The following is a 24,635-nucleotide window of genomic DNA, read 5'->3' as shown; positions in this document are numbered from 1 at the left end:
TGGAGTCAACGGGGTATCGTGTTGTCCTCGAAGCCGACGACGCGCAGTTTCTCGACGAATTCATAGGTGATGCCGACGATGCCGCCGCCGCTTTCATCGTTTCGGAAGCGGCCGACGCTGCGCACCAGCTTGTGGCCGCCAAGCCGGTTGTCGACACGATAGACGAAATGGAAGCCGACGCCGTGAAGGCTCGCCTCTTCGAAGGTCTGAGCGATCAGACTGCGGTCCTCCTCATGGATGCGCGACATCAGCTCTGTCAGGTTGACGGGGCCGTCGCTATAGGGGAGGCCGAAGATCGCGTGGACATCCTCGCTTGCAAAGAAATGTCCTGTCTCGATATCGATGCGCCAGAAGCCGAAAAGACGATAGGCAGCAAGCATCCAGACGACTTCCGCATCGGTGATGCCGATGTGGGCGCGGGATTGTTCTGTCTTGTCAATGACGGGCTGTTCGAAGTGAAGAGGCACGATTCCCCCAGATCATGGGACGACGTGCCGACTCTCTTCTGATTCCTCAGTTGATCAGCTTCAATCGAATGGCCTTAGCTACCAACTGGGTCCGGTTGACGCAATCGAGTTTTTTGATCGCGTTCGTCATATAGGCGTTCACCGTATGGTCCGAGAGCGTGAGGATCTGACCGATTTCGATCGAGGTCTTGCCCTGGGCAGTCCAGCGAACAACTTCTAGTTCTCTGGTTGATAGCGCGTTATGCGCGCATTCCTCGTTACGTTTGACTGCATTGTATGCATCAAGTGCATGGAGAATGATCATTGCCAGCTCGTTGGTCTCACTCTGGCCAAGTGCGGCGCGCTCGCCGCAGAACCAAAAGACCAGGCGCTGGCCGTCGGCTGCAATGGTCGGCATGGCAACGCCTGCCGGTATGGCATGGCGCAGCATCAGGGCACGAAGTTCGGCGGGGAAAGCCTGACCATTGGAGGCGTCGTTGAGGTGCCATGCCGGCGGCACAGCAGACTGCCTCAGCCTTACGCCGAAAGGGCAGCCGCGCATCATGTGGGCGCGGTCGAAATCCCTGACATAGGCGACAGGAAGCGAGCTCTCAATCAGCAGGGGTTTCAGGAGGAGGTCTTCGGGGGAGGGAGCGTGCATTAGCGTCGCATGCGACAATCCGAAGGCTGTGGAGACCCTGCCGAGCGCCTGCGCAAACAGGCTGCGCGTTCGTGCGGTCGCAAGCTCTGCCGAAAGCAATGACTGTCTTTCAGAGGTAGTCATGTAAGACATTTGTACGCCCCCGGCAGCCCCAATGTTACCGCTATCAAATACAGAAAATCTGCGGGATGCTAGCCCCAATTGACCTAACGCAAGCCGATTCATTCAAATTGTGAAAAATTAGCCACAGTAGCTCGCGCTTCGGTTGAGTTTCGAGTTGCAAACATAGCGTTGCGGTATCGTTGAGTTCCCTCATGGCGGCATCGCAACGGTCTCGCGCAGCCGGGCAGGGGAGAATCACTTGGGAGAGTTTCGGGGAAGAGCTCGGATCTCTCCGGCACCGGCGCAAAGGCGGTGGGGCGGCCTACCTGCAACGCTTGGCGGCGGCGCGGGTGATCTGCGCGAACACGGCCGCAGCGGGACGCCATCTCAGCCGGATTGCGATGAGAGAACAAAGATAAGAGGACCGCAGCAGGCGGCGAAATCCGGCTTGCTGGCAGTCAATCCACTTGCTAAGCCTATGCTCAGTACAACTGAGGCAATTTAATCGTGCGCTTTGCAGTTTCCTTTCTGGTGAAGTGTCTATTTTCCAGATTGTTACTTGTTTTTCTCCTTTTGACCTTGCCGATCGGAGCGGCAACCTCGCAGGCTGCCGAGGAAAAGAAGCCAGCGCCGCATCCCCCGATGAATTTCATCCTCGTGCGCAGTCTCCTCTGCCAGGAAAACTGTCCGGAATGGATATCGGCGGAGGGGCGGATAACGTCGGATACACCCGCGCGGCTCAGAAAGATCCTCAAGAAGATCGGCGGCCGTAAACTGCCTGTCGTTTTTCGTTCGGAAGGCGGCGACGTCGATGCCGCCTATGCGATGGGCCGGATGATCCGCAAGGCCGGGCTGGAAACGGCGGTCGGCGGCACGCGGCTCAAAGATTGCCCGGTTGGGGATACGCGCTGCCAAGCCGCTGTTGCCAAGGACGGTAGCGCGGTCGGTTATACCTATTCGTCCGGTGCATACTGCTTTTCTGCTTGTCCGCTGGCATTCGTCGGCGGTACGTCGCGTGTCTCGTCGCAATGGGCCTTGATCGGTGTCCACCAGATCACGACTGTCTACAACAAGGTGCGAGTTTCCTATCGCATCGAATACAAGATCGTGAACGGCAAGAAAAAGGAGATCTCCCGCAAGGAGGTCGGACGCAAGGTGGCGGGGCAGAGCAGTTCCACCAAACTTGGAAAGAAGGCTACTGCTGCCTTGACGGCCTATTTGAAGGAAATGGGCGTCAGCGAAGACGTGGTCGGTCTGATGATGAGCGCTACGCCTGACAACATCAATATCGTACCGGCTGCAGAGGCACTTCGAATAGGTCTCATTACGGACATGCTGTCCTACAATGAGTGGCCCGGCATGCCGCTCTGCGCGCCGGATGCAGCGGCCGAGGCTGTCTGTCACAGCCATCCGGCAGCCGAAGCGCCTGTGGCGGCTGAGGCGCCTGTATCTAAGACGCCGGTATCCGAGGCACCCGTACAGGAAGCGGCTGCAGAGACAAGCGAGAAACTGCCCAAAACCAGGCCGATGGACTTCCTCCTGATGTCCAATGGCAATTGCCAGGAAGAGTGCACGCAGTGGATTTCTGCGGACGGAGACATCACACCGGATACGCCGGCTCGGCTGAAGGCGATGTTGACGACGCTCGGCGAACGAAAGCTGCCGATCGTCCTTCAATCTAATGGCGGGGACACGGATGCGGCTTTCGTGATGGGGCGCATGATCCGCGCTGCAGGTCAGGAAACCTCGATTGGCAGAACGCAGTTGCCGAATTGTCCAAAGCTGGATCCACGTTGCAAAGCCAGCATCGCCAAAAGCGGACCGACCGAGGGCGAAGTCTTTGCCGGCCGTGCGTACTGTCTTTCGAGCTGCGCTCTTGTCCTGATGAGCGGAACGCCGCGGATGGTCGGATATTCGGCAATCGGCATCGTCAGGCCCACGACGGCTGAATATACGAGATTTTTAGCTTATTTCGACGAGATGGGCGTGAGCGCCGAGACATACGAGACGATGATGCCCGCTACTTCAACTGAGCGAGGAAGTATCATACTTCCTTCTGAGGCCCTCAAGCTTGGCATCATCAATGGTATCATCCCCTATGATGAAGAGCCCGGCTTGCATGTCTGTGGGCCGGAGGCGAAGGAAAGCCTTCGATGCCCGAGAAAAGCTGAGGCAGAGATCGTTCCTGTTGCTGCTTCGGTCAATTGATCTCAGGACTCGAAAGAGCATAGCTCGGCGTTTTCGTCGGGCTGCTGCTTGTTGAAGCTCCGAAGGCGCCTCGTGACGCCTGTCAGTCCTTATCCTTCAGATCATTTTTCGACGTGACGCTCATCAGCTTCTCCAGGAAACCGAGCATGACGGCGGAGGCGACGAAGGCGAGGTGCATGAGGGTCAGCCACATGATCTTGCCGTCCGCATATTTGTCGGCATTGAGGAAGACCTGCAGCAGGTGGATGGAGGAGATGGCGACGATCGAGGAGGCGACCTTGATTTTCAAGCTGCCCGAATCGAGCTTGCCAAGGAAGGAGACCTCGTTGTCGGCCTCGCTGGCCTCGTCGAAGCGGCTGACGAAATTCTCGTAACCCGAGATCATGACCATGACGATCAGGCTGGCAACGAGGGCAGCGTCGATCAAACCGAGCATGGCAAGGATCATCTCCGCCTCGTCAAGCTCGAAGACGCCGGAGGCGATCTTCAGGAACTTGTAGGCGAAGGAAACGGCATAGACGGCGAGTGCTGCTACTAGGCCGATATAGAAGACGACGAGGATCCAGCGGCTCGACAGGATGATGCGCTCGATGATGAGTTCCAGTGATTTCATGTTTTCAGCCTGTTAAACCGCAATTGTCGTCCGCCACATAAACGCCCAGCGTGGCGGCCGCAAGGCGTGGGGCTATTCACACCCCGCCGATATTTCGTTATCTCGATGAAGAGAAAAATAACGGCTCCGCGCCCGCGGAGGTCGGACGGGGGAACATCCATGCCATCCATCAAATCCGATATCGAAATCGCACGCGCCGCGGCCAAAAAGCCGATCTTCGAAATCGGGGCGAAACTCGGCATTCCGGTCGAGCAGCTCGTTCCCTATGGTCATGACAAAGCGAAGGTCAGCGCCGAGTTCATTGCTGCGCAAGCAGGCAAGAAGGATGGCAAGCTGATCCTCGTCACCGCGATCAACCCGACGCCGGCGGGCGAGGGCAAGACGACCACCACCGTCGGGCTCGGCGACGGGCTGAACCGGATCGGCAAGAAAGCCGTTGTCTGCATCCGCGAGGCCTCGCTCGGCCCCTGCTTCGGCGTCAAGGGCGGGGCGGCCGGCGGCGGTTATGCACAGGTCGTGCCGATGGAAGACATCAACCTGCATTTCACCGGCGATTTCCATGCGATCACATCGGCGCACAATCTGCTGGCGGCGATGATCGACAACCACATCTACTGGGGCAACGAAGAGAATATCGACATCCGCCGCATCACTTGGCGGCGGGTCATGGACATGAACGACCGGGCGCTCAGAAGCATGGTCTCATCGCTCGGCGGCGTCGCCAACGGTTTCCCGCGCCAGGGCGGGTTCGACATCACCGTCGCCTCCGAGGTGATGGCGATCCTCTGCCTTGCCACCGACCTCAAGGATCTGGAGCGGCGGCTTGGCGACATCATCATCGGCTATCGTTTCGACAGGACGGCGGTGCAAGCGCGAGACCTGAAAGCCGACGGCGCAATGGCGGTGCTGTTGAAAGATGCGATGCAGCCGAACCTCGTGCAGACGCTAGAGAACAATCCGGCCTTCGTGCATGGCGGCCCCTTCGCCAACATCGCCCATGGCTGCAACTCGGTGACGGCGACGAAGACGGCGCTGAAGCTTGGCGACTATGTGGTGACCGAAGCGGGCTTCGGCGCCGATCTCGGGGCCGAGAAATTCTTCGACATCAAGTGCCGCAAGGCCGGGCTGAAGCCGGATGCGGCGGTGATCGTCGCGACCGTCCGGGCGCTGAAGATGAATGGCGGGGTGAAGAAGGAAGATCTCGGCACGGAGGATGTCGAGGCGCTGAAGAAGGGCTGCGCCAATCTTGGCCGGCACGTTGCCAATGTGCGTCGTTTCCGGGTGCCCGTCGTCGTGGCGATCAACCATTTCGTCTCGGATACCGACGCCGAGATCGCGGCAGTCAAGGAATTTGTCTCGAGGCTTGGCGCCGAGGCGATCCTCTGCCGCCACTGGGCGCTGGGTTCGGCCGGCATCGAGGAACTGGCGCACAAGGTGGTGGAACTGGCCGAATCCGGGCAGGCGAAATTCCAGCCGCTCTATGGCGACGACATTTCGCTGTTCGAGAAGATCGAGATCGTCGCCTCGAAGATCTACCATGCCGGTGAAGTGACGGCCGACAAGGCGGTGCGCGACCAGTTGCAGACATGGGAGGAGCAAGGTTACGGCAAGCTGCCGATCTGCATGGCGAAGACGCAATATTCCTTCTCCACCGATCCGAACCTGCGCGGCGCGCCGGAAGGCCACATCGTCACCGTGCGAGAGGTGCGGCTTTCGGCGGGAGCGGGCTTCGTCGTCGCCATCACCGGCGAGATCATGACGATGCCGGGCCTGCCGAAATCACCGTCGGCGGAACGGATTTTCCTGAACGACCAGGGCTATATCGAGGGGTTGTTTTAGAGCCGGCTTCAGAAGCTCTTCGGCCATCGTTGAGATGTATGCAAGATGGTTAGAATTTCAATTTCGTTTTCTCTAGCGCGACATGCGACAATATAGGGAATGTCGCTCAGCACCACTTCCCTTGTTCCCGCGACGCGACTGACTTTTCCCACCAACGGATAATCCGGCATCGTCTCCACGATGGATTGGATACGGACGATGACCCTCGCTGCGGCACCTTGATGGTGACGGGCGATGTAAGCGCCGATATGATCAAGGCGGGCAAGCGCTCTGCGGGTCCATTTGATGCGCAGGCTCATTTTCCAGAAGGGCTACCAATATATTTTGACAGGACTGTAGCGACATCCTCATCGGAGGCGAAGTCGCTTTGGTCGGCTTCGCGAACGGCAGCCTCGATCTCCGAGAGTTGCCATTCCTCCCGTTCGATGAATTCTTCGATCGCCACGGCTGCGATCTCGGCCGACGAAAGCTTTCGCCTTTCGGCCAGGCGATCCAGACGGGAAACTGTGGAGTCTTTCATCTGGAAGCTCAACAAGGTCATGGTAGGCACTCCGCCGGTTCTTCGTGCCGAAGTTTAGTGGTTGGATGACCCGATTCAAGCGGGAATCGCAACTCTTTGAAGTGACTAATGGCAATAACGATAGCCACCCTTCCTCTCGATGACGTCTAGATGGAAATGGGTTTCGTGGGCGGCGTCGCTTTCCGGATCGAGGACGGTGGTGAAGTAGAGGCAGCCGGCGGCGCTGACGGTGCGCTGGAAGGCGCCGGTCAGCGTAGAATCCTCGCGACGGGAGCGGACGGCGACATCTTCACCCTTTTCGAAATGGAAGCTCGCAATATCGATGGCGTTGCCGCGGGCATGCTCGGAGATCTTGCCGGTTCCGGCACTGTTACGCAGGCGGCACATATAGGACGTTGCCTGGTTGACGGTGGTGATGCGGCCCTGCTCCGGTAGGGCGGCGGAAGCCGCCGGGATGACGCTGTCCTTCATCCAGCGAGCAAGGGCAAGCGCTGCCGGACAGCGAATCGTCGCCTCCGGCTTCAGCTTGATGCCGGGCAGGGCTTCAGAGACGATGATCGGCTTGTCGATGCCGCAGCCGTTACCGTCATCGATGCGCGGCGTGTCCTTGAAGACGACGCCCAGGGACTGAAGGGCGGCCGTGCATTCGGCATGCTCGGCATCGCTTTCCGGTTCGATCGTCAGGTGTTGCTCTTCAAGTGTCTGCTCGCCGGGCGGCTTACCTTCTTCCGTCGGCGGCTGTGAGCTTTCGGGGCTGCCCGGCGGCCGCGGCGGACCTTGCATCGGTTCTGTCGGCCCGGGCTCTGACGGTGCGGCCTGCGGCGCTGGCGGGCTCGATGCCGGTGCCTCCGGGTCCTTGACGTCGGGTTTCGGCTGAGGGGCCGGGACCTCTCCGGGCGCGGGCGGTTCCGTCTTTTCCGAGGAAGGGGAGGTGGGGCTGGTCGGCTGTCCGGCATCTGGCCGAGGTTCGGGCATCGGGCCTTGCGGGGGCAGGCGAGCGCCGGCAAGAAAGGCGGTAGCGGCGAAAAGGATCGCCAATGTCGAAAGTTTTCTCAACGCGTCCGATTCCTCGTATCCGTGGCTGAAGACAACGCATGAGGGCGTTTTTCGTTGCAATTGTGCAACGTCATTGAAGATCGCTAAAACTTGATATATTTATTCAACATAAAATGATGACTTATGTTGACAATGCTGCTCATGTTTTTTATGCGGCGAAAAGAAGGCGGAATTTTACTTCGTCTTCATCCGTAAAAGCCCAGCCAGCCCCTCGAGCGTTCGACGCGCCACGACCAGCCAGCCCGGTAATCATCATGAGAGGGTAGGTTATGATCGTCCGGCATTGGCGCTCGGTTCTATTGGTCTGCACGGCAGCCACAGTTGTTCTTCCTGTTTCGCAGTCTTTCGCGCAAAGCGCTCCGGCAACAGCGCCGCAAGCCGCGACGGAGGAAAGCACCGTCCTGCAGAAGATCGTCGTCAAGGGCAAACGCGTGGCGCCGGGCAGCGTCGCCGACACGCCGCTGGCCACCGAGATCACTGCCAAGCAGCTCGAAGAAAAGCAGGTCACCAATTTTGACGATATCGGCCGCAGCGTCGATGCAGGCGTAAATTATTCGCGTGGTGACGCAGGCTTCAACCTGCGTGGCCTTTCGGGCGCTCGCATCCTGACCACCGTCGACGGCATTCCAATTCCCTATATTTCGAACAGCTCGCGCCAGGGCGCTTTCGCCCTCAGCAATGCCAATGGCGGTGGCGATACGTTCGATTTCGATTCGCTGTCCTCGCTCGATATCGTGCGCGGCGCGGATTCGAGCAAGGGTGGTTCCGGCATGCTCGGCGGCGCCATCGTTCTCAATACGCTGGAGCCGGAGGATCTCATTCCTGAAGGCCGCGACTGGGGTGCGATCGTCAAGTCGACCTATGACAGCGAAGACCGCAGCATTTCCGGCTCAGCCGCTGCCGCCAAGAAGATCGGCGGTACGTCGATCCTGTTTCAGGGTGGCTACCGCAAGGGGCATGAACGCGACAACATGGGCGACAATGACAGCTATGGTCGTTTCCGCACCGAGGCGGATCCAGCTGATTTCGATCAGCATAATCTGCTCTTCAAGCTGCGTCAGGAGCTGGAGGGTGGCCACCGCATCGGTCTGACTGCCGAGCGTTTCAGGCGTGACCTGCAGACTGATCTGCGTGAACAGCAAGGTACCGGACGCACTTATATGATCGACAATTACGACGGTCGCGAACTGCGTGATCGTGATCGTGTGTCGCTCGATTATGACTATGAAGCGCAGTCTTCCGATGCGTTCTTCAGCAGTGCGCGCGCCACGCTCTATTGGCAGGACTTGAAGAAGGAATCCGGCAGCAAGGGGCGTACCGCGGCGAATGTGGCCTATGGCCGTAACAACGAGATTGAAAACGAAACCTGGGGCTTCAGCGGCACTGCAACGAAGGATTTTGAGTATTCCGGTCTCAGCCACTCCGTTCGCATTGGCCTCGACGTCGGCGTTTCCAGCTGGAGCCAGTATAGCTGGGCCCTTTGCCCCACACCGACGACCTGCCCGTCGCTGAACAATCAGGCGGAAGTGCCCAATGTCGACAGCCAGAATCTTGGGCTTGTTGTCGAAGACAAGATCGAAATCGGCAATACCGGCTTCGCGCTGACACCCGGCTTCCGCTTTGACTGGTTCAACTACAATCCCTCGACCGGCGGGAGTTTCGCAAGCAATACCGGCCTTGCTCGTTTCGGGGACCTGAGCGACCGAACGGAAGCCGGCCTGTCACCGAAGATTCTTGCGACATACGACTTGACGCCCGACGTGCAGCTCTACCTGCAGCTGGCAGTCGGCTTCCGCGCACCCACCGTGGACGAACTCTACAGCCGCTTCTACAACCCGACGGGCCGCTATGCCCAGCTCGGCAATCCCGATCTGCAACCCGAAATCGGCCGCGGCGTCGAAATCGGCGCTAATTTTGACACGGGCGATTTTACCGGTCGGGTTGCGGCCTTCCACACCCGCTACCAGAATTTTATCGAGACGGTGACGAGCGTCGACGCGACCGGCTTTACGGAATTCAACTACACGAACGTATCTGCGGCAACGATCTCGGGTATTGAAGCCAGCGCCGCCAAGACATTCAACAACGGCATCAATCTCCATACGTCACTTGCCTATGCCTATGGCAGGAACGAGGAAACTGCCCAGCGCCTGCGATCGGTGGCACCGTTCAAGGCGATAGTCGGCGGCGGCTGGAGCAACGAGACTTTCGGCTTCGATCTTTCTTCGACGCTTTCGGCGGGCATGCTTACCGATCATCTCGATACGCCCGTCACCAACACCACCGACACGACCTTCGATGCGCCGGGCTACGCGATCGTCGACCTGACCGGCTGGTGGACGCCGGACCAGGTGCCGGGCCTGCGCGTGCAGGCAGGTGTCTACAACATCTTCGACCAGGAATATTTCAACGCGCTCGCCGTGCGCGATGTCAACCTGATCTCGACGGCGTCGCAGCCGCGCGATTGGTATTCCGAGCCCGGACGCACCTTCAAGATCTCGCTGACCAAGACTTTCTGATCGCGATCACGCCTTCATGGCTGGGGGAGTGGCGGCTTTCGGGCCGCCCTTTTCATTCCGCATTCGCCTCTTGCGCAATTGCTGATCTCAGGCTAACAATTTTTCATGATCAAGTCCTTGAACATTGCTGTTTGGTGGTGGGTTCGCTAAGGCGGCCTCGACCAATCGTGTCCAAAGACGACGAGTGAGCCGCCCGAAACTTCGAGGCGGCTTTTTTTGTTTTATGGCCGCCTGTCGTCCGGGCCCCGATAACGGAGTGGAACAATGGTAACGATCCTGCGGGATGATGGTGCGGAAATCTACGAGACCAAGGGCGGCATTACGGTCACGCGGCAGCGGCGGGCGATCCCCTACGGCGATGCGGTCTCTTCCTATGTCGACAAGCTCGACGAGCGCCGCGGCGCGGTGTTTTCGTCGAACTACGAATATCCCGGCCGCTATACGCGCTGGGATACCGCCGTCGTCGATCCGCCGCTCGGAATCTCTTCCTTCGGGCGCGACGTCTGGATCGAGGCCTATAATGAACGCGGCGAGGTGATCCTCGGCTTCGTGATCGAGCGGCTGAAGACCGTGTCCGACATCGTGCTCGGCGCTTCCTCGGCCCGCCGCCTCGACCTCACCGTCAAGACGCCGGACCGGGTGTTCACCGAGGAAGAACGCTCGAAGATGCCGACGGTCTTCACCGTGCTGCGCGCCGTCACCGACCTATTTTATTCGCAGGCGGATGCAAGCCTCGGGTTCTACGGCGCCTTCGGATACGACATCGCCTTCCAGTTCGACGCGATTAATCTGAAGCTGACGCGGCCCTCCGATCAGCGTGACATGGTGCTCTACCTGCCGGACGAGATCCTCGTCGTCGACAACTATTCCGCCAAGGCCTGGGTCGACCGTTACGACTTCGAAAAAGGCGGCGTGTCGACCGAGGGCAAGGCCCAGGATATCGCCGCGGAGCCCTTCAAACACACGGATGCCATTCCGCCGAAGAGCGATCACCGACCGGGCGAATATGCCGAGCTCGTCACCAAGGCGAAGGAAAGTTTCCGCAAGGGCGACCTTTTCGAAGTCGTGCCCGGGCAGAAATTCATGGAGCGCTGCGATAGCAAGCCGTCCGACATTTCAAAGCGGCTGAAGGCGATCAATCCCTCGCCCTATTCCTTCTTCATCAATCTCGGCCATCAGGAATATCTGGTCGGCGCCTCGCCTGAAATGTTCGTGCGCGTTTCCGGCCGTCGCATAGAGACCTGCCCGATTTCGGGCACGATCAAGCGCGGCGACGACCCGATCGCCGACAGCGAGCAGATCCTGAAGCTGCTGAATTCCAAGAAGGACGAATCCGAGCTCACCATGTGCTCGGATGTCGACCGCAACGACAAAAGCCGTGTCTGCGAGCCGGGTTCGGTCAAGGTGATCGGCCGCCGGCAGATCGAGATGTATTCGCGCCTCATCCACACGGTCGACCATATCGAAGGGCGGCTGCGCGACGACATGGACGCCTTCGACGGTTTCCTCAGCCACGCCTGGGCCGTTACCGTCACCGGCGCCCCGAAGCTCTGGGCGATGCGCTTCATCGAGAGCCATGAAAAGAGCCCACGCGCCTGGTATGGTGGGGCGATCGGCATGGTCGGTTTCAACGGCGATATGAACACCGGCCTGACGCTGCGCACCGTGCGCATCAAGGATGGTATCGCCGAGGTGCGCGCCGGTGCGACGCTGCTCAACGATTCCATTCCTGACGAAGAAGAAGCCGAAACAGAACTGAAGGCCTCTGCCATGCTTTCCGCCATCCGAGACGCCAAGACGGGTAATTCCGGCAGGGTTCAGCGCGACGTCGCAGGCGTCGGCAAGGGCGTCAGCATCCTGCTCGTCGATCACGAGGACAGCTTCGTCCACACGCTCGCCAATTACTTCCGCCAGACGGGGGCGACGGTTTCGACCGTGCGCACGCCGGTGCCGGAGGAAATCTTCGACAGGCTGAACCCGGACCTCGTTGTGCTGTCGCCGGGACCCGGAACGCCCAAGGATTTCGATTGCAAGGCGACGATCAAGAAGGCGCGGGCGCGCAACCTGCCGATCTTCGGTGTCTGCCTCGGCCTGCAGGCGCTCGCCGAAGCCTATGGCGGGGAGTTGCGTCATCTGGCGGTGCCGATGCACGGCAAGCCCTCGCGCATCCGCGTGCTGGAGCCGGGCATCGTCTTCTCCGGCCTTGCCAAGGAGGTGACGGTCGGCCGCTACCACTCGATCTTCGCCGATCCTTCGACGCTGCCGCGCGAGTTCATCATCACGGCGGAAAGCGACGACGGCACGATCATGGGCATCGAACACGCGAAGGAACCGATCGCCGCGGTGCAGTTCCATCCAGAATCCATCATGACGCTCGGTGGCGATGCCGGGATGCGGATGATCGAAAATGTCGTGGCGCATCTGGCGCGCAAGGTGAAGACGAAGGCTGCCTGAGGATTTCGACGGTTATTCGGCCTGCTCTTTCCCCCGACTGCGGGGAGGGGCAGGCCGTTTTCGAAAGGCCGGTTGACTTCTTCAGGCAAATCAGAACATTTCAGGAACGATCAATCGGGATATTCGACGTGGCCAATGCTGAAAAGTTCATCGTTCTTCCCTATCGCAAGAACCGCGGCAATCTCGTCCCCGGTGAAATGCGCCAGGCATCGAACTCCGTCAGCGCGGAGAAAATTGCCTCGGCGATGTCGGAGCGTTTTGTCGGCGTGGCGGCCTATGCGGTGATCGTCGATGAAGAAACCGGAGATATGTCGTCGCCGCGATTGCTTGCACGATATGGCGAGATTGCCGATCTCAACGCCGCCTGAGGCGCGGTTTTCAGCATGGAGACATCGCTCTACCTGCCGGTCAAAGCTTTCCTGGAGGCGGCGGGTTATGTCGTGAAGGGTGAGGTCGGCGGGTGCGATCTCGTTGGCTTGAGCGATGCCGAGCCGCCGGTCGTGGTGGTCTGCGAACTCAAGCTCTCCTTCAACCTCGAGCTTGTTCTCCAGGCGGTCGATCGCGCGGCGATGAGCGATGAGGTCTGGATCGCGGCCCGCGTCTCCGCCAAGGGTCGGGGGCGGGAGACCGACAAACGCTATCGCGATCTCTGCCGCAGGCTCGGCATCGGCATGCTCGGCGTCTCCGATAGCGGCGAGGTCAGCGTTATCGTCAGTTCCGTCTCGCCGATGCCGCGCACCAATCCCAAGCGGCGGACGCGCCTCGTCAAGGAGCATCAGCGCCGCCGCGGCGATCCCGCCATCGGCGGCAGCACGCGGGCGCCGATCATGACCGCCTATCGCCAGCAGGTGCTGCTCTGCGCCGCCGCAATCGAGCGTGGGGTCGGGCGGCCGCGCGATATGAAGGCTCAGGTGCCCAATGCCGGCCGCATCCTGCTCGACAACGTCTACGGATGGTTCGAGCGCAAGGAGAAGGGCGTTTATGCGCTGACGCCTGCAGGGCAGGCCGCGCTCTTGCGCTGGCCGCAAATTGTTCTCGCCGACCCCGCTCCTTGAGTCGCGCGGAAGGGAGTCTCATTGCCCTTTGACAAATCCGCCGTCTTCCCCCATATCACCATCAACTGAACCGCCTGCGCGACATTCGCGTGGGCGGTTTTGCGTTTCAACGGCTTGAAAGCTGCAATTCATTCGCAACCGCAGGGGAACGATATGAGTGACAACGGCGATCTTACGGTTCGCAAGTTGGCGATGTGGGGGATTCCGCTGTCGCTCGGCGTCATGGGGCTGAAGATGGTGGCCTGGTGGTTCACCGGGTCGGTGGCGCTGCTGTCGGACGGGCTCGAATCATCGGTCAACGTCGTCGCAGCCTTCATCGCATTCTTCGTCATTCGCTATGCGCAAAAGCCGGCCGATCACGACCATCCTTTCGGCCATCATAAGGCGGAATATCTGTCAGCGGTTACCGAGGGCGCGCTGATCGTCGTCGCTGCCCTGCTGATCGTCAACGAGGCGGTTGGTTATCTCGCCGAGCCACGCATGCTGGATGCACCCGTGCTCGGCCTTGCGATCAACTTCGCGGCCGGTGTCATCAATGCGATCTGGGCGCGCTTGCTGATCAGAACCGGACGCAGACATCGCTCGCCAGCGCTGACGGCGGATGGGCAGCATATCATGTCCGATGTCGTAACCTCTGTCGGCGTGCTCATTGGCCTGCTGCTGGCGCTGGCGACGGGGTATGCGATCTTCGACCCGGTGCTCGCCATCCTCGTTGCCGTCAACATCCTCTATCAGGGCTGGAAGGTGATCTCGCAATCGATCGGCGGGCTGATGGACCAGGCGGTCGAGCCGCAGGAGGAGGAGGCGATCAAACAGGCGATCGCTGCCCACGCGGAGGGCTCGATCGGCGTGCACGACCTGAAAACGCGCCGCGCGGGCACCGTCACCTTCATCGATTTTCACATGGTGGTGCCCGGCGGGATGTCGGTGCGGCAGGCGCATGATATATGCGACCGCCTTGAGGATGCCATCAGGGCGGTGCACCAGGGCGCCACGATCGCAATTCATGTGGAGCCGGAGGGCGAGAAGGCTCACGGCATCCGCGTCAAAGTCGTCAAGGAGGCATGATGCCGAATACAGATGTTTCCAGCCTGTCGATGCTGGGTCAGCAAACCGAAACCGCGCAATCGCCTGAGGAGGCGGTGCTTGAAAAAGTGCCGTCCAACCATGCCGGCACCGATTATGTCGTGCGCTTCACCGCGCCGGAATTCACCTCGCTCTGCCCGATGACCGGGCAGCCGGATTTCGCCCATATCGTCATCGATTACATTCCGGGCGAATGGCTGGTGGAATCGAAGTCGCTGAAGCTCTTCCTGCATTCCTTCCGCAATCACGGCGCTTTCCACGAAGATTGTTCGGTCTACATCGCCAAGCGCATCGTCGAACTGCTTGATCCCAGGTGGCTCAGAATCGGCGCCTACTGGTATCCGCGCGGCGGTATTCCGATCGACGTCTTCTGGCAGACGGGCAAGCCGCCGGAAGGCGTCTGGCTGCCGGAGCAGGGCGTTGCCACCTATCGCGGCCGTGGGTGAGCAGCGGTCGGGCAAAGCCCGACCAATCGATCCAGTGAATCGATTGCAGCGGCGAACGCCCTGAGCCTAGAGCGAAGGGCCGGGCAACGGTGCGGCAATCGCTATCCGTCTCCGGCCGCTACACCTCAAACATCCGTAACGTTGTCGCCGGACGAGTCGTCGATGGAATCGTCGCCGTCGTCGTAATCGGCCTGCTGCAGGTCGGCCCTGTTGTCCTTGTCATCGGCCGTGTTGTCCGCGGCCTGGCGGGTGTCGTCATTGCCGTAATAATTGTTGATGACGGTTTCTTCGGTCGGCGCGCTGGCATTGCCGAAGGGATTGGCGCCGAAGGGCGAGCCCCAGCCGAGCGAGGACATGTGGTTGCCGAAGATGCCGCTCAGCGAGTTGGCAAGCAGCATGCCGCCGGCGACACCTGCCGCCGTGCCGAGCGCGCCATGCAGGAAGCTGCCGCCGGCAGACGGCGCAGAGGCCTGCTGGGTCCAGGGGCCGGTCGGCTGTTGCGGCGGCTGGCGGACATCGCGTTCGTAGCCGCGGGAATCGTCATAGCCGCGGGACTGCTGGCCCCAGGGACCGGGATTGGAGGGGCCAGGATTGGAGGGGACTGGCGCCGGTTGCTGCGTCTGGGTGTTGCCGAAGATCGAGCTCAGAAAGCCGCCGCCCTGCTCGGCCTGACGGTGTTCGCTCTCGCCGGCTTCCAACTGGCGGACACGCTCTTCGAGTTCCTTGATGTGGTTGGCGGCTGCCTCAAGCCCCTTTTCCTGAACGATGACGGCCTGGGCCAGGTAATAGGTGGCGGAGGGTTGTTCGCGCGTCGCCTGGTCGATCAGGGCCTCGGCGTCGCGGTCGCGCGGTGTGGCCGCGGCGGTGCGTACGCGGTCGAAGAGGGCGGTCAGCAATTGGCGTTCTTCGGGTGACATGTCCTGTCTCCTAATGATCTAGAGCGCCGCGCGTCGGACGCGCTAAGGACGCTCTATCAATTTAAAACTGCGCATAATCCTTTCCGACAATCGATTCCGATTTCGGGGTTATGCGCTGGCGGCGTTTGCCGCGTGAGGTTGAGGTAGGAACCGATTTAGCTTTTCAAAGCCTTTCGCCGTTACAATTCAGTAAGGCTTGCAGAACGGCGCGCGGCTTCTTAAGGATATCTCCATCGCTTCGGTGCCTTGTGTTTTTCTCGCATTGTTTTAGGCATTGAGTCGCACTATGTGCGAGGAACCCGAATTCATCTCCAAGAGGTTCGAATGAACGACGAAGACCAGGACGACAAGACGAAGGAACTGCCGCTCGGCAAGGAAACGGAGGCGAATCTTTTCAAGTCGCGTTCGATCTTCATCTACGGACCGATCAATCAGGAATTGGCGCAGAAGGTCTGCTCGCAGCTTGTGGCACTTGCCGCGGCCAGCGACGAGGACATCCGCATCTATGTCAATTCGCCCGGTGGCCACGTCGAATCCGGCGATTCCATTCATGACATGATCAAGTTCATCAAGCCGAAGGTCTGGATGATCGGCACCGGTTGGGTCGCCTCCGCTGGCGCGCTGATCTATGTCGCCACTCCGAAGGAGCGGCGCCTGTGCCTGCCGAACACGCGCTTCCTGCTGCATCAGCCCTCCGGCGGCACGCGCGGCATGGCATCCGACATCGAAATCCAGGCGCGCGAGATCATCAAGATGAACGAGCGCTTGAACAGGATCATGGCAGCGGCCACCGGCCAGCCGCTCGACAAGATCGACAAGGATACGGATCGCGACTACTGGCTTTCGGCCGAAGAGGCGAAGGAGTATGGCCTCGTTTCACGGATCGTGACGTCGCAGGCCGATATCTAAGTTTTCTCAGCCAAAGCTGCCAAGAACCCGCCCTTGCCTGCCGATCGCAGGTGAGGGCGTTTTGTTTTCGGCCAGAGCCTTTCCTGGTCAGAATGCTGCAATCTGGCCAGGAAAGGCTTTAGTGCTTGAACGGAGATGATCTCCTAGCGGCAAGGTCTGAACGGAAAGCACTGAATCCAGACTTGCGCCTGCGGCAACCATCATGCTCCATGCGGCATTCGCGCAGCTCGAGTCCCGCCATGCTCAAAGATTTTTCCGTCCAAGCCCTGTTCATGGGGCTGCTGACCGCCTTCGTCGGTTCCGCCAGTTCCTTCGCCGTTGTACTGCACGGGCTGCAGGCGGTCGGCGCCACGGATGTACAGGCGGCTTCCGGGCTGATGGCATTGTCGATTTCCATGGGCGTCTGCGCGATCGTGCTGAGTGCCGTGACCAGATTGCCGGTCAGCATCGCCTGGTCGACACCGGGTGCCGCACTGCTGGCAAGCACCGGGGCGATCGAGGGCGGCTTCAATGCGGCGGTCGGGGCATTCCTGATCTGTGCTGCGCTGATTATCCTTGCGGGACTGTTCAAGCCGCTCGGGCGAGCGGTTGCCGCCATTCCGGCACCACTCGCCAATGCAATGCTCGCCGGCGTGCTGATCGGCCTCTGCTTCGCGCCGGTAAAGGCGATCGGCTTCAATCCGCTGTTCGGCCTGCCGATCGTCGTCGCTTGGATCGTCGTCGGCGCCTTCAAGCGGCTTTGGGCGGTGCCGGCAGCACTCGCGGCCTTCGTGCTGGTGCTCGCCTTCGGCGTCGATATCCCTGACGGTGCGCTCGGCTCGCTGGAACAATCACTGGTGCCAACGGCGGAAATCGTCCGACCGGTGTTCAATCTTGCCGGCCTCATCTCGATCGCGCTGCCGCTCTTCATCGTCACCATGGCCTCGCAGAACATTCCGGGTATCGCGGTGCTGAAGGTCAACCATTACGATCCGAAGCCCGGCCCGCTCTTTGCCGTCACCGGCTTCTTCTCGCTGCTGTCGGCGCCGTTCGGCGGCCACGCCGTTAATCTGGCGGCCATCACCGCGGCGATGTGCGCCGGACAGGACGCCCATGCCGATCCGAAGCGGCGCTATTGGGCGTCACTCATCGCCGGTGTCGGCTATATCATTCTCGGGCTGCTCGCCGGCGCGGTGACGGCCTTCGTCGCCCTTGCGCCTTCCATCCTGATCGAGGCGGTGGCCGGCCTGGCGCTGGTCGGCGCCTTCTCGTCCTCGGCAATGTCGGCCTTCCAGGCGCCGGACTCACGTGAGGCGGCGGCAATCACCTTCCTCGTCACCGCCTCCGGCGTTTCCTTCGGCGGTATTTCCGGCGCCTTCTGGGGCCTGCTCGCGGGTGGGCTGATGCTGGCGCTGTCGCGGCTGGTGAGGCTTTGGAAAGACCGAGCTCAGTCGAGGTAACGGAAGGTCGTTCTGCCCTTCAAATGCCGGATCCTGGCGCTTTCAAGCAACTCCGCCGGCAATAGATGGGCAGTTGGTCGAATGTTGGCGGCGATCAAAAGCCGGGCAAGGACTTGCCAGCTCTACCGTCCGAGGCTATAAGCGCGCTCATGAAGACCACTGGCGCCAGAATTTCTGACACGATTGCACGCGGCCGCATTGCCCTGCGTGACAATACGCGCGCCCTGACCTCGCTTCTTCTCCTCGGCCTTACGCGCGGTTGTCGGGTCCTTTGAGGAGCGCCCGGCGGCCGAAAGCCCGCCCGGCCATCGCTCCTCGCGACTCACTTTCAAAATTGACCTAACGACCGACAAGGTCCGCATTTGTTTATCGCCAAGCCCGACGTGATCGGCTAAGAGCGGGCAAATGCCGGGACGAGGAGACGATACGATGGACGCGAAGACGCAATCCTCCGAGAATAAAGCGGCCTCAAAGAGCGGAACGAATTCCGCAAAAGGCATGCCCGATGCCGCGGCAAAATACCGGGCCTATCCGCAGGTGAACATTCCCGACCGCACATGGCCGACGAAGACCATTACCAAGGCACCGGTCTGGTGCTCGGTCGACCTGCGCGACGGCAACCAGGCACTCGTCGACCCGATGGGCCACGATCGCAAGGCGCGCATGTTCCAGCTGTTGATCGAGATGGGCTTCAAGGAAATCGAGATCGGTTTCCCCTCGGCTTCACAGACCGATTTCGACTTCGCCCGTTGGTGCGTGGAGGAGGGCAATGTGCCCGACGACGTCTCCCTGCAGGTATTGGTGCAGTGCCGCCCGGAACTCATCACCCGCACCTTCGAAGCGCTGGAAGGCGCAAACCGGCCGATCGTGCATTTCTACAACTCCACCAGCGAGTTGCAGCGCCGCGTCGTCTTCGCCAAGGATGTGCAGGGCATCAAGCAGATCGCCGTCGATGCCGCCAAGATGATCACCGATATGGCCACGAAGGCCGGCGGCGGTTATCGTTTCGAATATTCCCCGGAGAGCTTTACCGGCACGGAACTCGATGTGGCGCTGGAGATCTGCAACGCCGTCATCGAGGTCGTCAAGCCGGCGCCCGATAACAAGCTGATCATCAACCTGCCGTCCACCGTCGAGATGGCGACGCCGAACGTCTATGCCGACCAGATCGAATGGATGTGCCGCAACCTCGACAATCGCGAGAACCTGATCGTTTCGCTGCATCCGCATAACGACCGCGGCACCGGCATTGCCGCTGCCGAACTGGCACTGCTGGCAGGTGCCGACCGCGTCGAAGGCACGCTGTTCGGCAATGGCGAGCGTACCGGCAATGTCGACATGGTGACGATGGCGCTGAACATGTTCACGCAAGGCGTCGATCCCGAGATCGACTGCTCGAATATCGAACGCATCAAGGAAGTGTTCGAATATTCGAACCAGATGGCGATCGGCGAGCGCCATCCTTACGTCGGAGAATTGGTCTACACCGCCTTCTCCGGCTCGCATCAGGACGCGATCAACAAGGGTATGAAGGCAGCGCAGGTCGCCAATCATCCGATGTGGGAAGTCCCATACCTGCCGATCGACCCGCGCGATGTCGGTCGTTCCTACGAGGCGATCATCCGCATCAACTCTCAGTCTGGCAAGGGCGGTATCGCCTATATCCTGCAGCAGGATTACGGGCTGAACCTGCCGCGCAACCTGCAAGTGGAATTCCGCGAGGACATCCAGCGCATCACCGACGTCGAGGGCAAAGAGCTTCCGTCCCGGCGCATCTACGACCGCTTCATCGAGCGCTACGTGACGCAGCCGGAAGGCCGGCTGCGCTTCGTCGACCATCACACCTATCCCGACACCGAGCACAAGGGCCAGCGGATCGTCGCAGCCGAGATCACCGACAATGGGGAGATCAAGCGCATCGAAGGGCGCGGCAACGGTCCGATCGACGGCTTCATCAATGCGCTGTCGCATTATCTCGGCGTCGACATGTCGGTCGAGGACTATTCCGAGCATTCGCTCCAGCATGGCTCGAACGCAGCGGCGATCTCCTATGTCGAGATCTCCTATCCCGGCGGCAAGCTCTTCGGCGCCGGCATCAATACCAACATCGTCGCGGCGTCGCTGGAAGCGATCGTCTCGGCCGCCAACCGCGTCCTCGACGTGAAGGCCGGCAAAGCCTAATCGGCCTTTGTCGGTTAGGTCTCAGGCCGAGACCGCTCTACTGCATAATTCCTTAAATCGGAATCGATTTAAGGATAAAATTATGTAGCAATTCAAAGTGTTACAGCGCCTTATGCGCGTCTGAAAAGACGCGCTGCGCTGTAGCGCGGCGCGGCCTGACGATGCAGTCGGCGATATCGGCGGCTTCGTTTCGCGCCTCGGCATGGCGCTGACCCCATTGGCAGAGCGCCAGCAGCACCGGTTCGAGGCCGAGGCCGAGTTCGGTCGCGCTGTATTCGACGCGGACGGGGACTTCAGCGAAGATCTGGCGGGCGACCAGCCCGTGCTCCTCCATCTCGCGCAGTTGCTGGATCAGCACCTTCTGGGTAATGGCGGGCATCATCCGTTTCAGCTCCGACAGACGCTTCGGGCCGGAGAAGACGTAATAGAGGATGACCGGCTTCCAGCGCCCCGAGATCACCTTCAGCGCGCGTTCGACGGGCAGCTCGGGGAGTCTTTTCATCGGCTCAGCCATGGTCACCTCCTGGTGGGTAGGGCACGAAAGAGTGTGTATTTTCATCTGATGTTCTATTGCTAAACCTGCCCCACGCCAATCAGACGTGAGGTTCACCTGCCATGAAAGCCGTCCAATTCAATCGCTTCGGTCCGCCAGATGTCCTCGAGCTCGTGGAACTGCCGGTCCCCGAGCCGGGACCGGACGAGGTGCTTGTCCGCGTCCACGCGGCGGGCGTCAACTTCTTCGAGGTGTTGATGCGGGCCGACCGCTATGCCGTGACGCCCGACCTGCCGATGTTTCCCGGTGTCGAGGTCGCGGGTACGATCGAGCGAGCAGGGCCTGGTGCCGACCGCTCGCTCATTGGTACGCGCGTTGCCGTTCCTCTCTTTGCGATGGGGCGCGGTTCGGGCGGTTATGCCGAGTTCGTTGCGGTCGATGGCGGGGCGGTGGTGCAACTGCCCGGTGCGGTTTCTTTCGAGGCGGCCGCCGCGCTGATGGTGCAGGGGTTGACGGCGCTGCACCTCCTACGCCGCAGTCCAGTGAAAGGCAAAAACGTTCTCGTCAATGCGGCAGCCGGCGGTGTCGGTTCGCTCCTCCTGCCGCTGGCGAGGCGCGACGGGACGAAGATGGTGATCGCGGCGGCGAGCAGTGACGAGAAGAGGGCGCTTTCCCTGTCGCTTGGCGCCGATCATGCGGTCGATTATACGGCGCCCGGCTGGCAGGAGGATGTCAAGAGGGTGACCGGAGGGCCCGGCGCGGATGTCATCTATGAAACCGTCGGCGGCGCGTTTTCAAGGGCGGCGCTCGATGCGCTGGCGCCTTGCGGGGAACTGGTGCTGGCGGCGATGGGGCGGTTCGGGCTCGGGGCCGCAGATGTCGAGGGCATGCTTGATCACAACCAGTCGATCAAGGGATTTTCGTTGTTGGAGCTGCTGACGCCTCAGGGGGTGCGTGAGGATCTTGCAGCGCTCTTCGAGCTTGCCGCGACGGGCGCCCTGACGGTTATCGACGGCGGTCGTTTCCCACTGCATCAAGCGGCGGAAGCGCATCGCGTCATCGAAGATCGGCGGGCGGTCGGCAAGGTGGTGCTGGTGCCTTAGAGCCTTTCCTGGCCAGCTTGAAGCATTCTGTTGGCTCAAACGGAGTCGGATGGTCGACCGGCCGGCGCGCGTCGTAGCCAGGCTCTACGGCCAAGCCGGCCGGTCGATCAGCCGGCCCGTTTCAGCCAACCCGAAGGGCCGGGCATCTTTACGCCAGGATCAGAGGCGATCGGCTCGGACGTACCAAGAGGTATGCCCTTCGCCAATCGCCTCTGCCCTGACGAAAACCTGCTCCGGCAGAATGCTTCAATCTAACCCGGAAAGGCTCTAAATCAACGTGACGCACGATGTCGGGCGATACTGCTCGGCATCATGCTCCGGCAATCAGATCGCGGTGGCGATCTCCATGGCGAGCTGGCCGAGCGTTGCTTCGGCGGAGGGGCCGGCGAGTACGTAGGAGGTGCCGGCATTGTGCCAGGTCACGAGGCCGATCTCGTCCTTGATCGTTTCCTTGAAATCGTCGGTCTCCGGCGGCTGCGCGTCCTTGCGGAAGCAAATGGAGATGATGTCGCCATCGGCATTCGAATAGACGAGCTGTCCGACGGGGCGGCTGTCGCCGAGGATGACGCGCGCGCCCTGGAAGGTCCAGGCTTCGGCGCTCAGATCCGGCACGCGGAAGGGGACGCCGATTGCGGTCGTCAGCCAGCTGGAGATTTCCTCGGCCTGCGAGGCGGGCACTTCGACGAGATGACGGGGCTGGCGGATCAGCAAGCGCTGATAGGCGGTGACGTCGCCCAGCCAGTCGCTGGTATTGACCGGTGCCGTATTGGTGGTAGCCGTGGTGGCAATCTCGTCGGCATCCGGGGCTGTGCCGACGAAATAGCCGATGCCGCAACCGACGACAAAGAGGATGAGGGCGGCGGCCAGTGCCTGCGGGCCGCTCGGCGCCAGTTTCACTTGCGGGCGCGTGGCGCGCTGGGCGATCGGCGTCTTCGGCGGCTGTGTGCTCTTGATAGAGCGGACCAGGGCAAGCGGGACCGGCTCCTTCAGGATATCGTCGAGGCGGCGGCGGCCGAAATCGGCGCCGTGGCGCAGCTTCTCATGCAGCCGGCGCGCATTCTCGTCGCTTGCCAAGCGCTGCTCCAGTTCGTGCCGCTGTTCGGGCGAGACTTCGCCGTCGAGAAGGGCGGTGAGCTGGGCTTCGAGCGGCAGTTTCCTAAGATCGAGCAAATTCAGAACCTGTGGATCGGGTGGGTGCCGGCAAGCTCGGCGAAATGCAGCCTTGCGGTGGCGAGCTGCGAGACGACGTTTGCCACCGGAATACCCATGATGTCGGCCGCCTGCTGGTAGCTGTGGCCTTCGACGTCGACGAGCAAGAACATGCTGGAAACACCATCCGGCATATCGGAAATCATGTGATGGATGGTGTCGGGATCGACCGCTGCCGAACGTTCGCGCGCGGCCTCGCGAATATCGGTGACGTTGCCGCGGACGGAAGCCTTCGGCTTGCGTTTGCGGTTGTCGTCGGTCCATTGCTGGCGGGCAAGCGTGTAGATCCAGCTTTCCAGCCGGCCTTCGCCGCTCCATTGATGACCCTTGGCGATGGCGCGCTGACAGACGGCCTGAACGAGTTCATCGGCCACGGCAACCTCACCCGCGAGCGTGATCGCGAAGCGGCGAAGGCGGGGCAGGAGGCCGACGAGATCACGCCGGAGATCGATGGTCGTTGCGGGCTGACGCATTGTTTATCCAAGAAGCATTCACAATGGTTTCGCGGACGAAGGGTTCGCCGTCGGGCGCGAAACCGACTTTATCGACGCCGTCGATGCATGAGCTTTATGAAACAAGTCTCCTGCACTTCGCAAGCATCCGGTCGTCTTCATCCCTCTTTCCCAAGGGATTTTCGTATTCTGGCCCGCAAAGCTTGCGTCAATATGTCTTGTAGCCGTTCAAGCTTTGCAGCAGGGCGCGATAGGCCCAGGTGCCTTCGCCGCCGCGATCACGGATTTCGACAAGCTGGACGCGGGCGCCCTGAATATCTCCCTGTTCCACCAGCGCCATGCCCATATAAGAGCGGGCGAGGATATAATTCTCATCCGCCTGCAGCGCCTTGCGGTAGTAGGACATGCCGAGCTCCATGCGGCCGGCCTTGCGGTTAGCGTAGCCGAGATAGTTCAGGATGCGCGGGTCGTTCTGGTTGCGAGCGAGATTGAGCACGGTGATGGCGTTGTCATACTGGCCGGCATAGGCAAACTCGCGAGCGAACTTATAAAGATCGTCGTCGTTGAAGCTGCTCTTCTTCGGGTTGACACATTCCTTCTTGGCCTTGTCCCAGACCTTGCCGCCGGTGCAGGTCTTGGTCGTCTGGGTCTTCGGCGGCGGATTGGTGTCGTCATTGTTGTCGCCGACCGCGAAAGCGGCCGTGGCGATGCCGAAGGCAAAGCCGGCGGCGAGCGAAAGTCTGGACAGGTGACGGAAAGAAGAAGTCATCGGCGCGCTCCGTTCTCAGGCAATGCAGTTGCTCGAATTGTACGCTTACCACTAAAAATACCAAGAGGGTAAGCAACCTCCATGGCAAATGTTGCGACGGTGGGCCGATCTCCTCGCAGATCGATTCAAGTGCTATACAAAAAGAGTCAGGAGCCGGC

At 60.7% G+C, this 24,635-nt stretch carries 24 protein-coding genes; 12 read left to right on the top strand and 12 right to left on the bottom strand.

The genetic code is table 11. From position 1 onward, the window contains the following. Window positions 1-5: 5 nt before the first annotated feature. The 3 genes from AC25BC_RS15620 to AC25BC_RS15610 form a co-directional block, all read right to left on the bottom strand. Window positions 6-467: a PAS domain-containing protein gene (locus AC25BC_RS15620; protein WP_128438227.1), complete on the bottom strand. Its 462-nt coding sequence runs from the start codon at window positions 465-467 to the stop codon at window positions 6-8. Between the two features lie 46 nt (window positions 468-513). After that, window positions 514-1,239 carry a helix-turn-helix transcriptional regulator gene (locus AC25BC_RS15615; RefSeq protein WP_012758498.1) on the bottom strand — a complete coding sequence of 242 codons (726 nt, stop codon included), beginning with the start codon at window positions 1,237-1,239 and terminating at the stop codon, window positions 514-516. 452 nt (window positions 1,240-1,691) lie between these two features. Then, complete coding sequence (locus AC25BC_RS15610) at window positions 1,692-1,862, bottom strand: hypothetical protein (RefSeq protein WP_244432227.1); 171 nt, start codon at window positions 1,860-1,862, stop codon at window positions 1,692-1,694. 181 nt (window positions 1,863-2,043) lie between these two features. On the opposite strand from AC25BC_RS15610, the gene AC25BC_RS15605 reads away from it, so the two are divergent. Next, complete coding sequence (locus AC25BC_RS15605; protein WP_244432226.1) at window positions 2,044-3,417, top strand: hypothetical protein; 1,374 nt, start codon at window positions 2,044-2,046, stop codon at window positions 3,415-3,417. Between the two features lie 82 nt (window positions 3,418-3,499). On the opposite strand, the gene AC25BC_RS15600 is transcribed toward AC25BC_RS15605, so the two are convergent. Beyond that, on the bottom strand, window positions 3,500-4,030 hold the full coding sequence (locus tag AC25BC_RS15600) for a TIGR00645 family protein (protein WP_012758496.1): 531 nt from the start codon (window positions 4,028-4,030) through the stop codon (window positions 3,500-3,502). Between the two features lie 159 nt (window positions 4,031-4,189). Between AC25BC_RS15600 and AC25BC_RS15595 the strand changes: the two genes are divergently transcribed. Then, the gene (locus tag AC25BC_RS15595) at window positions 4,190-5,869 is read left to right on the top strand and encodes a formate--tetrahydrofolate ligase (RefSeq protein WP_012758495.1); all 1,680 of its coding nucleotides are present in this window, start codon (window positions 4,190-4,192) and stop codon (window positions 5,867-5,869) included. 8 nt (window positions 5,870-5,877) lie between these two features. On the opposite strand, the gene AC25BC_RS15590 is transcribed toward AC25BC_RS15595, so the two are convergent. The 3 genes from AC25BC_RS15590 to AC25BC_RS15580 form a co-directional block, all read right to left on the bottom strand. Beyond that, the gene (locus AC25BC_RS15590; protein WP_012758494.1) at window positions 5,878-6,168 is read right to left on the bottom strand and encodes a type II toxin-antitoxin system RelE/ParE family toxin; all 291 of its coding nucleotides are present in this window, start codon (window positions 6,166-6,168) and stop codon (window positions 5,878-5,880) included. Further along, window positions 6,165-6,410 carry a CopG family ribbon-helix-helix protein gene (locus AC25BC_RS15585; protein ID WP_017994843.1) on the bottom strand — a complete coding sequence of 82 codons (246 nt, stop codon included), beginning with the start codon at window positions 6,408-6,410 and terminating at the stop codon, window positions 6,165-6,167. Before AC25BC_RS15585 ends, AC25BC_RS15590 begins: the two co-directional genes overlap by 4 nt. Before the next feature lie 84 nt (window positions 6,411-6,494). Next, window positions 6,495-7,505 carry an extensin-like domain-containing protein gene (locus AC25BC_RS15580; RefSeq protein ID WP_017994842.1) on the bottom strand — a complete coding sequence of 337 codons (1,011 nt, stop codon included), beginning with the start codon at window positions 7,503-7,505 and terminating at the stop codon, window positions 6,495-6,497. A 209-nt stretch (window positions 7,506-7,714) separates the two neighbouring features. Here AC25BC_RS15580 and AC25BC_RS15575 point away from each other — a divergent pair, with 209 nt between their 5' ends. The 6 genes from AC25BC_RS15575 (at window position 7,715) to queF (ending at window position 15,005) form a co-directional block, all read left to right on the top strand. Next, window positions 7,715-9,964: a TonB-dependent hemoglobin/transferrin/lactoferrin family receptor gene (locus tag AC25BC_RS15575; RefSeq protein ID WP_017994841.1), complete on the top strand. Its 2,250-nt coding sequence runs from the start codon at window positions 7,715-7,717 to the stop codon at window positions 9,962-9,964. 264 nt (window positions 9,965-10,228) lie between these two features. After that, on the top strand, window positions 10,229-12,418 hold the full coding sequence (locus AC25BC_RS15570; protein ID WP_012758490.1) for an anthranilate synthase: 2,190 nt from the start codon (window positions 10,229-10,231) through the stop codon (window positions 12,416-12,418). 128 nt (window positions 12,419-12,546) lie between these two features. Continuing rightward, on the top strand, window positions 12,547-12,786 hold the full coding sequence (locus AC25BC_RS15565) for a hypothetical protein (RefSeq protein WP_003541831.1): 240 nt from the start codon (window positions 12,547-12,549) through the stop codon (window positions 12,784-12,786). 15 nt (window positions 12,787-12,801) lie between these two features. Beyond that, entirely contained in the window at window positions 12,802-13,473 is a 672-nt protein-coding gene (locus AC25BC_RS15560) for a DUF2161 domain-containing phosphodiesterase (RefSeq protein ID WP_012758489.1), read from the top strand. 153 nt (window positions 13,474-13,626) lie between these two features. Then, window positions 13,627-14,541, top strand: coding sequence for a CDF family cation efflux transporter EmfA (emfA, locus tag AC25BC_RS15555; RefSeq protein ID WP_012758488.1), 915 nt, complete (start codon window positions 13,627-13,629; stop codon window positions 14,539-14,541). Further along, entirely contained in the window at window positions 14,541-15,005 is a 465-nt protein-coding gene (gene queF, locus AC25BC_RS15550; RefSeq protein WP_012758487.1) for a preQ(1) synthase, read from the top strand. Before emfA ends, queF begins: the two co-directional genes overlap by 1 nt. 125 nt (window positions 15,006-15,130) lie before the next feature. Here the strand turns inward: queF and AC25BC_RS15545 are convergent, their stop codons facing one another. Next, complete coding sequence (locus AC25BC_RS15545) at window positions 15,131-15,922, bottom strand: DUF2076 domain-containing protein (RefSeq protein WP_012758486.1); 792 nt, start codon at window positions 15,920-15,922, stop codon at window positions 15,131-15,133. A 324-nt stretch (window positions 15,923-16,246) separates the two neighbouring features. Here AC25BC_RS15545 and AC25BC_RS15540 point away from each other — a divergent pair, with 324 nt between their 5' ends. From AC25BC_RS15540 to leuA, 3 genes are all read left to right on the top strand, one after another. Continuing rightward, a complete protein-coding gene (locus AC25BC_RS15540; protein WP_003561390.1) occupies window positions 16,247-16,831 on the top strand; it encodes an ATP-dependent Clp protease proteolytic subunit in 585 nt (194 codons plus the stop codon). 209 nt (window positions 16,832-17,040) lie between these two features. Beyond that, complete coding sequence (locus tag AC25BC_RS15535) at window positions 17,041-18,270, top strand: benzoate/H(+) symporter BenE family transporter (RefSeq protein ID WP_017994839.1); 1,230 nt, start codon at window positions 17,041-17,043, stop codon at window positions 18,268-18,270. Between the two features lie 429 nt (window positions 18,271-18,699). Further along, window positions 18,700-20,451 carry a 2-isopropylmalate synthase gene (gene leuA / locus AC25BC_RS15530; protein ID WP_017994838.1) on the top strand — a complete coding sequence of 584 codons (1,752 nt, stop codon included), beginning with the start codon at window positions 18,700-18,702 and terminating at the stop codon, window positions 20,449-20,451. 100 nt (window positions 20,452-20,551) lie between these two features. Here leuA and AC25BC_RS15525 read toward each other — a convergent pair whose 3' ends face one another. Beyond that, window positions 20,552-21,061, bottom strand: coding sequence for a winged helix-turn-helix transcriptional regulator (locus AC25BC_RS15525; protein ID WP_017994837.1), 510 nt, complete (start codon window positions 21,059-21,061; stop codon window positions 20,552-20,554). Between the two features lie 5 nt (window positions 21,062-21,066). Between AC25BC_RS15525 and AC25BC_RS15520 the strand changes: the two genes are divergently transcribed. Next, a complete protein-coding gene (locus AC25BC_RS15520) occupies window positions 21,067-22,047 on the top strand; it encodes a quinone oxidoreductase family protein (protein ID WP_128438226.1) in 981 nt (326 codons plus the stop codon). A 324-nt stretch (window positions 22,048-22,371) separates the two neighbouring features. On the opposite strand, the gene AC25BC_RS15515 is transcribed toward AC25BC_RS15520, so the two are convergent. From AC25BC_RS15515 to AC25BC_RS15505, 3 genes are all read right to left on the bottom strand, one after another. After that, window positions 22,372-23,217: an anti-sigma factor family protein gene (locus AC25BC_RS15515; RefSeq protein WP_012758481.1), complete on the bottom strand. Its 846-nt coding sequence runs from the start codon at window positions 23,215-23,217 to the stop codon at window positions 22,372-22,374. 2 nt (window positions 23,218-23,219) lie between these two features. Beyond that, the gene (locus AC25BC_RS15510) at window positions 23,220-23,729 is read right to left on the bottom strand and encodes an RNA polymerase sigma factor (protein ID WP_012758480.1); all 510 of its coding nucleotides are present in this window, start codon (window positions 23,727-23,729) and stop codon (window positions 23,220-23,222) included. A gap of 187 nt (window positions 23,730-23,916) precedes the next feature. Next, window positions 23,917-24,477 (bottom strand): tetratricopeptide repeat protein, encoded by a 561-nt coding sequence (locus AC25BC_RS15505; RefSeq protein WP_003561379.1) that lies wholly within the window; start codon window positions 24,475-24,477, stop codon window positions 23,917-23,919. Window positions 24,478-24,635 lie beyond the last annotated feature (158 nt).

Source organism: Rhizobium sp. WSM409, assembly GCF_057653825.1.
This window is presented reverse-complemented; position numbering and strand designations above follow the sequence as displayed.

What these genes read in the sequence shown, in the direction of transcription:
- AC25BC_RS15595 (WP_012758495.1), top strand. Translation starts at nt 4,190, where the DNA reads ATGCCATCCATCAAATCCGATATCGAAATCGCACGCGCCGCGGCCAAA.
- AC25BC_RS15505 (WP_003561379.1), bottom strand. Translation starts at nt 24,477, where the DNA reads ATGACTTCTTCTTTCCGTCACCTGTCCAGACTTTCGCTCGCCGCCGGC.
- leuA (WP_017994838.1), top strand. Translation starts at nt 18,700, where the DNA reads ATGGACGCGAAGACGCAATCCTCCGAGAATAAAGCGGCCTCAAAGAGC.
- AC25BC_RS15610 (WP_244432227.1), bottom strand. Translation starts at nt 1,862, where the DNA reads ATGAAATTCATCGGGGGATGCGGCGCTGGCTTCTTTTCCTCGGCAGCC.
- AC25BC_RS15545 (WP_012758486.1), bottom strand. Translation starts at nt 15,922, where the DNA reads ATGTCACCCGAAGAACGCCAATTGCTGACCGCCCTCTTCGACCGCGTA.
- AC25BC_RS15535 (WP_017994839.1), top strand. Translation starts at nt 17,041, where the DNA reads ATGCGGCATTCGCGCAGCTCGAGTCCCGCCATGCTCAAAGATTTTTCC.
- AC25BC_RS15575 (WP_017994841.1), top strand. Translation starts at nt 7,715, where the DNA reads ATGATCGTCCGGCATTGGCGCTCGGTTCTATTGGTCTGCACGGCAGCC.
- AC25BC_RS15615 (WP_012758498.1), bottom strand. Translation starts at nt 1,239, where the DNA reads ATGTCTTACATGACTACCTCTGAAAGACAGTCATTGCTTTCGGCAGAG.
- AC25BC_RS15540 (WP_003561390.1), top strand. Translation starts at nt 16,247, where the DNA reads ATGAACGACGAAGACCAGGACGACAAGACGAAGGAACTGCCGCTCGGC.
- AC25BC_RS15510 (WP_012758480.1), bottom strand. Translation starts at nt 23,729, where the DNA reads ATGCGTCAGCCCGCAACGACCATCGATCTCCGGCGTGATCTCGTCGGC.
- AC25BC_RS15560 (WP_012758489.1), top strand. Translation starts at nt 12,802, where the DNA reads ATGGAGACATCGCTCTACCTGCCGGTCAAAGCTTTCCTGGAGGCGGCG.
- AC25BC_RS15570 (WP_012758490.1), top strand. Translation starts at nt 10,229, where the DNA reads ATGGTAACGATCCTGCGGGATGATGGTGCGGAAATCTACGAGACCAAG.
- emfA (WP_012758488.1), top strand. Translation starts at nt 13,627, where the DNA reads ATGAGTGACAACGGCGATCTTACGGTTCGCAAGTTGGCGATGTGGGGG.
- AC25BC_RS15585 (WP_017994843.1), bottom strand. Translation starts at nt 6,410, where the DNA reads ATGACCTTGTTGAGCTTCCAGATGAAAGACTCCACAGTTTCCCGTCTG.
- queF (WP_012758487.1), top strand. Translation starts at nt 14,541, where the DNA reads ATGCCGAATACAGATGTTTCCAGCCTGTCGATGCTGGGTCAGCAAACC.
- AC25BC_RS15520 (WP_128438226.1), top strand. Translation starts at nt 21,067, where the DNA reads ATGAAAGCCGTCCAATTCAATCGCTTCGGTCCGCCAGATGTCCTCGAG.
- AC25BC_RS15605 (WP_244432226.1), top strand. Translation starts at nt 2,044, where the DNA reads ATGATCCGCAAGGCCGGGCTGGAAACGGCGGTCGGCGGCACGCGGCTC.
- AC25BC_RS15600 (WP_012758496.1), bottom strand. Translation starts at nt 4,030, where the DNA reads ATGAAATCACTGGAACTCATCATCGAGCGCATCATCCTGTCGAGCCGC.
- AC25BC_RS15590 (WP_012758494.1), bottom strand. Translation starts at nt 6,168, where the DNA reads ATGAGCCTGCGCATCAAATGGACCCGCAGAGCGCTTGCCCGCCTTGAT.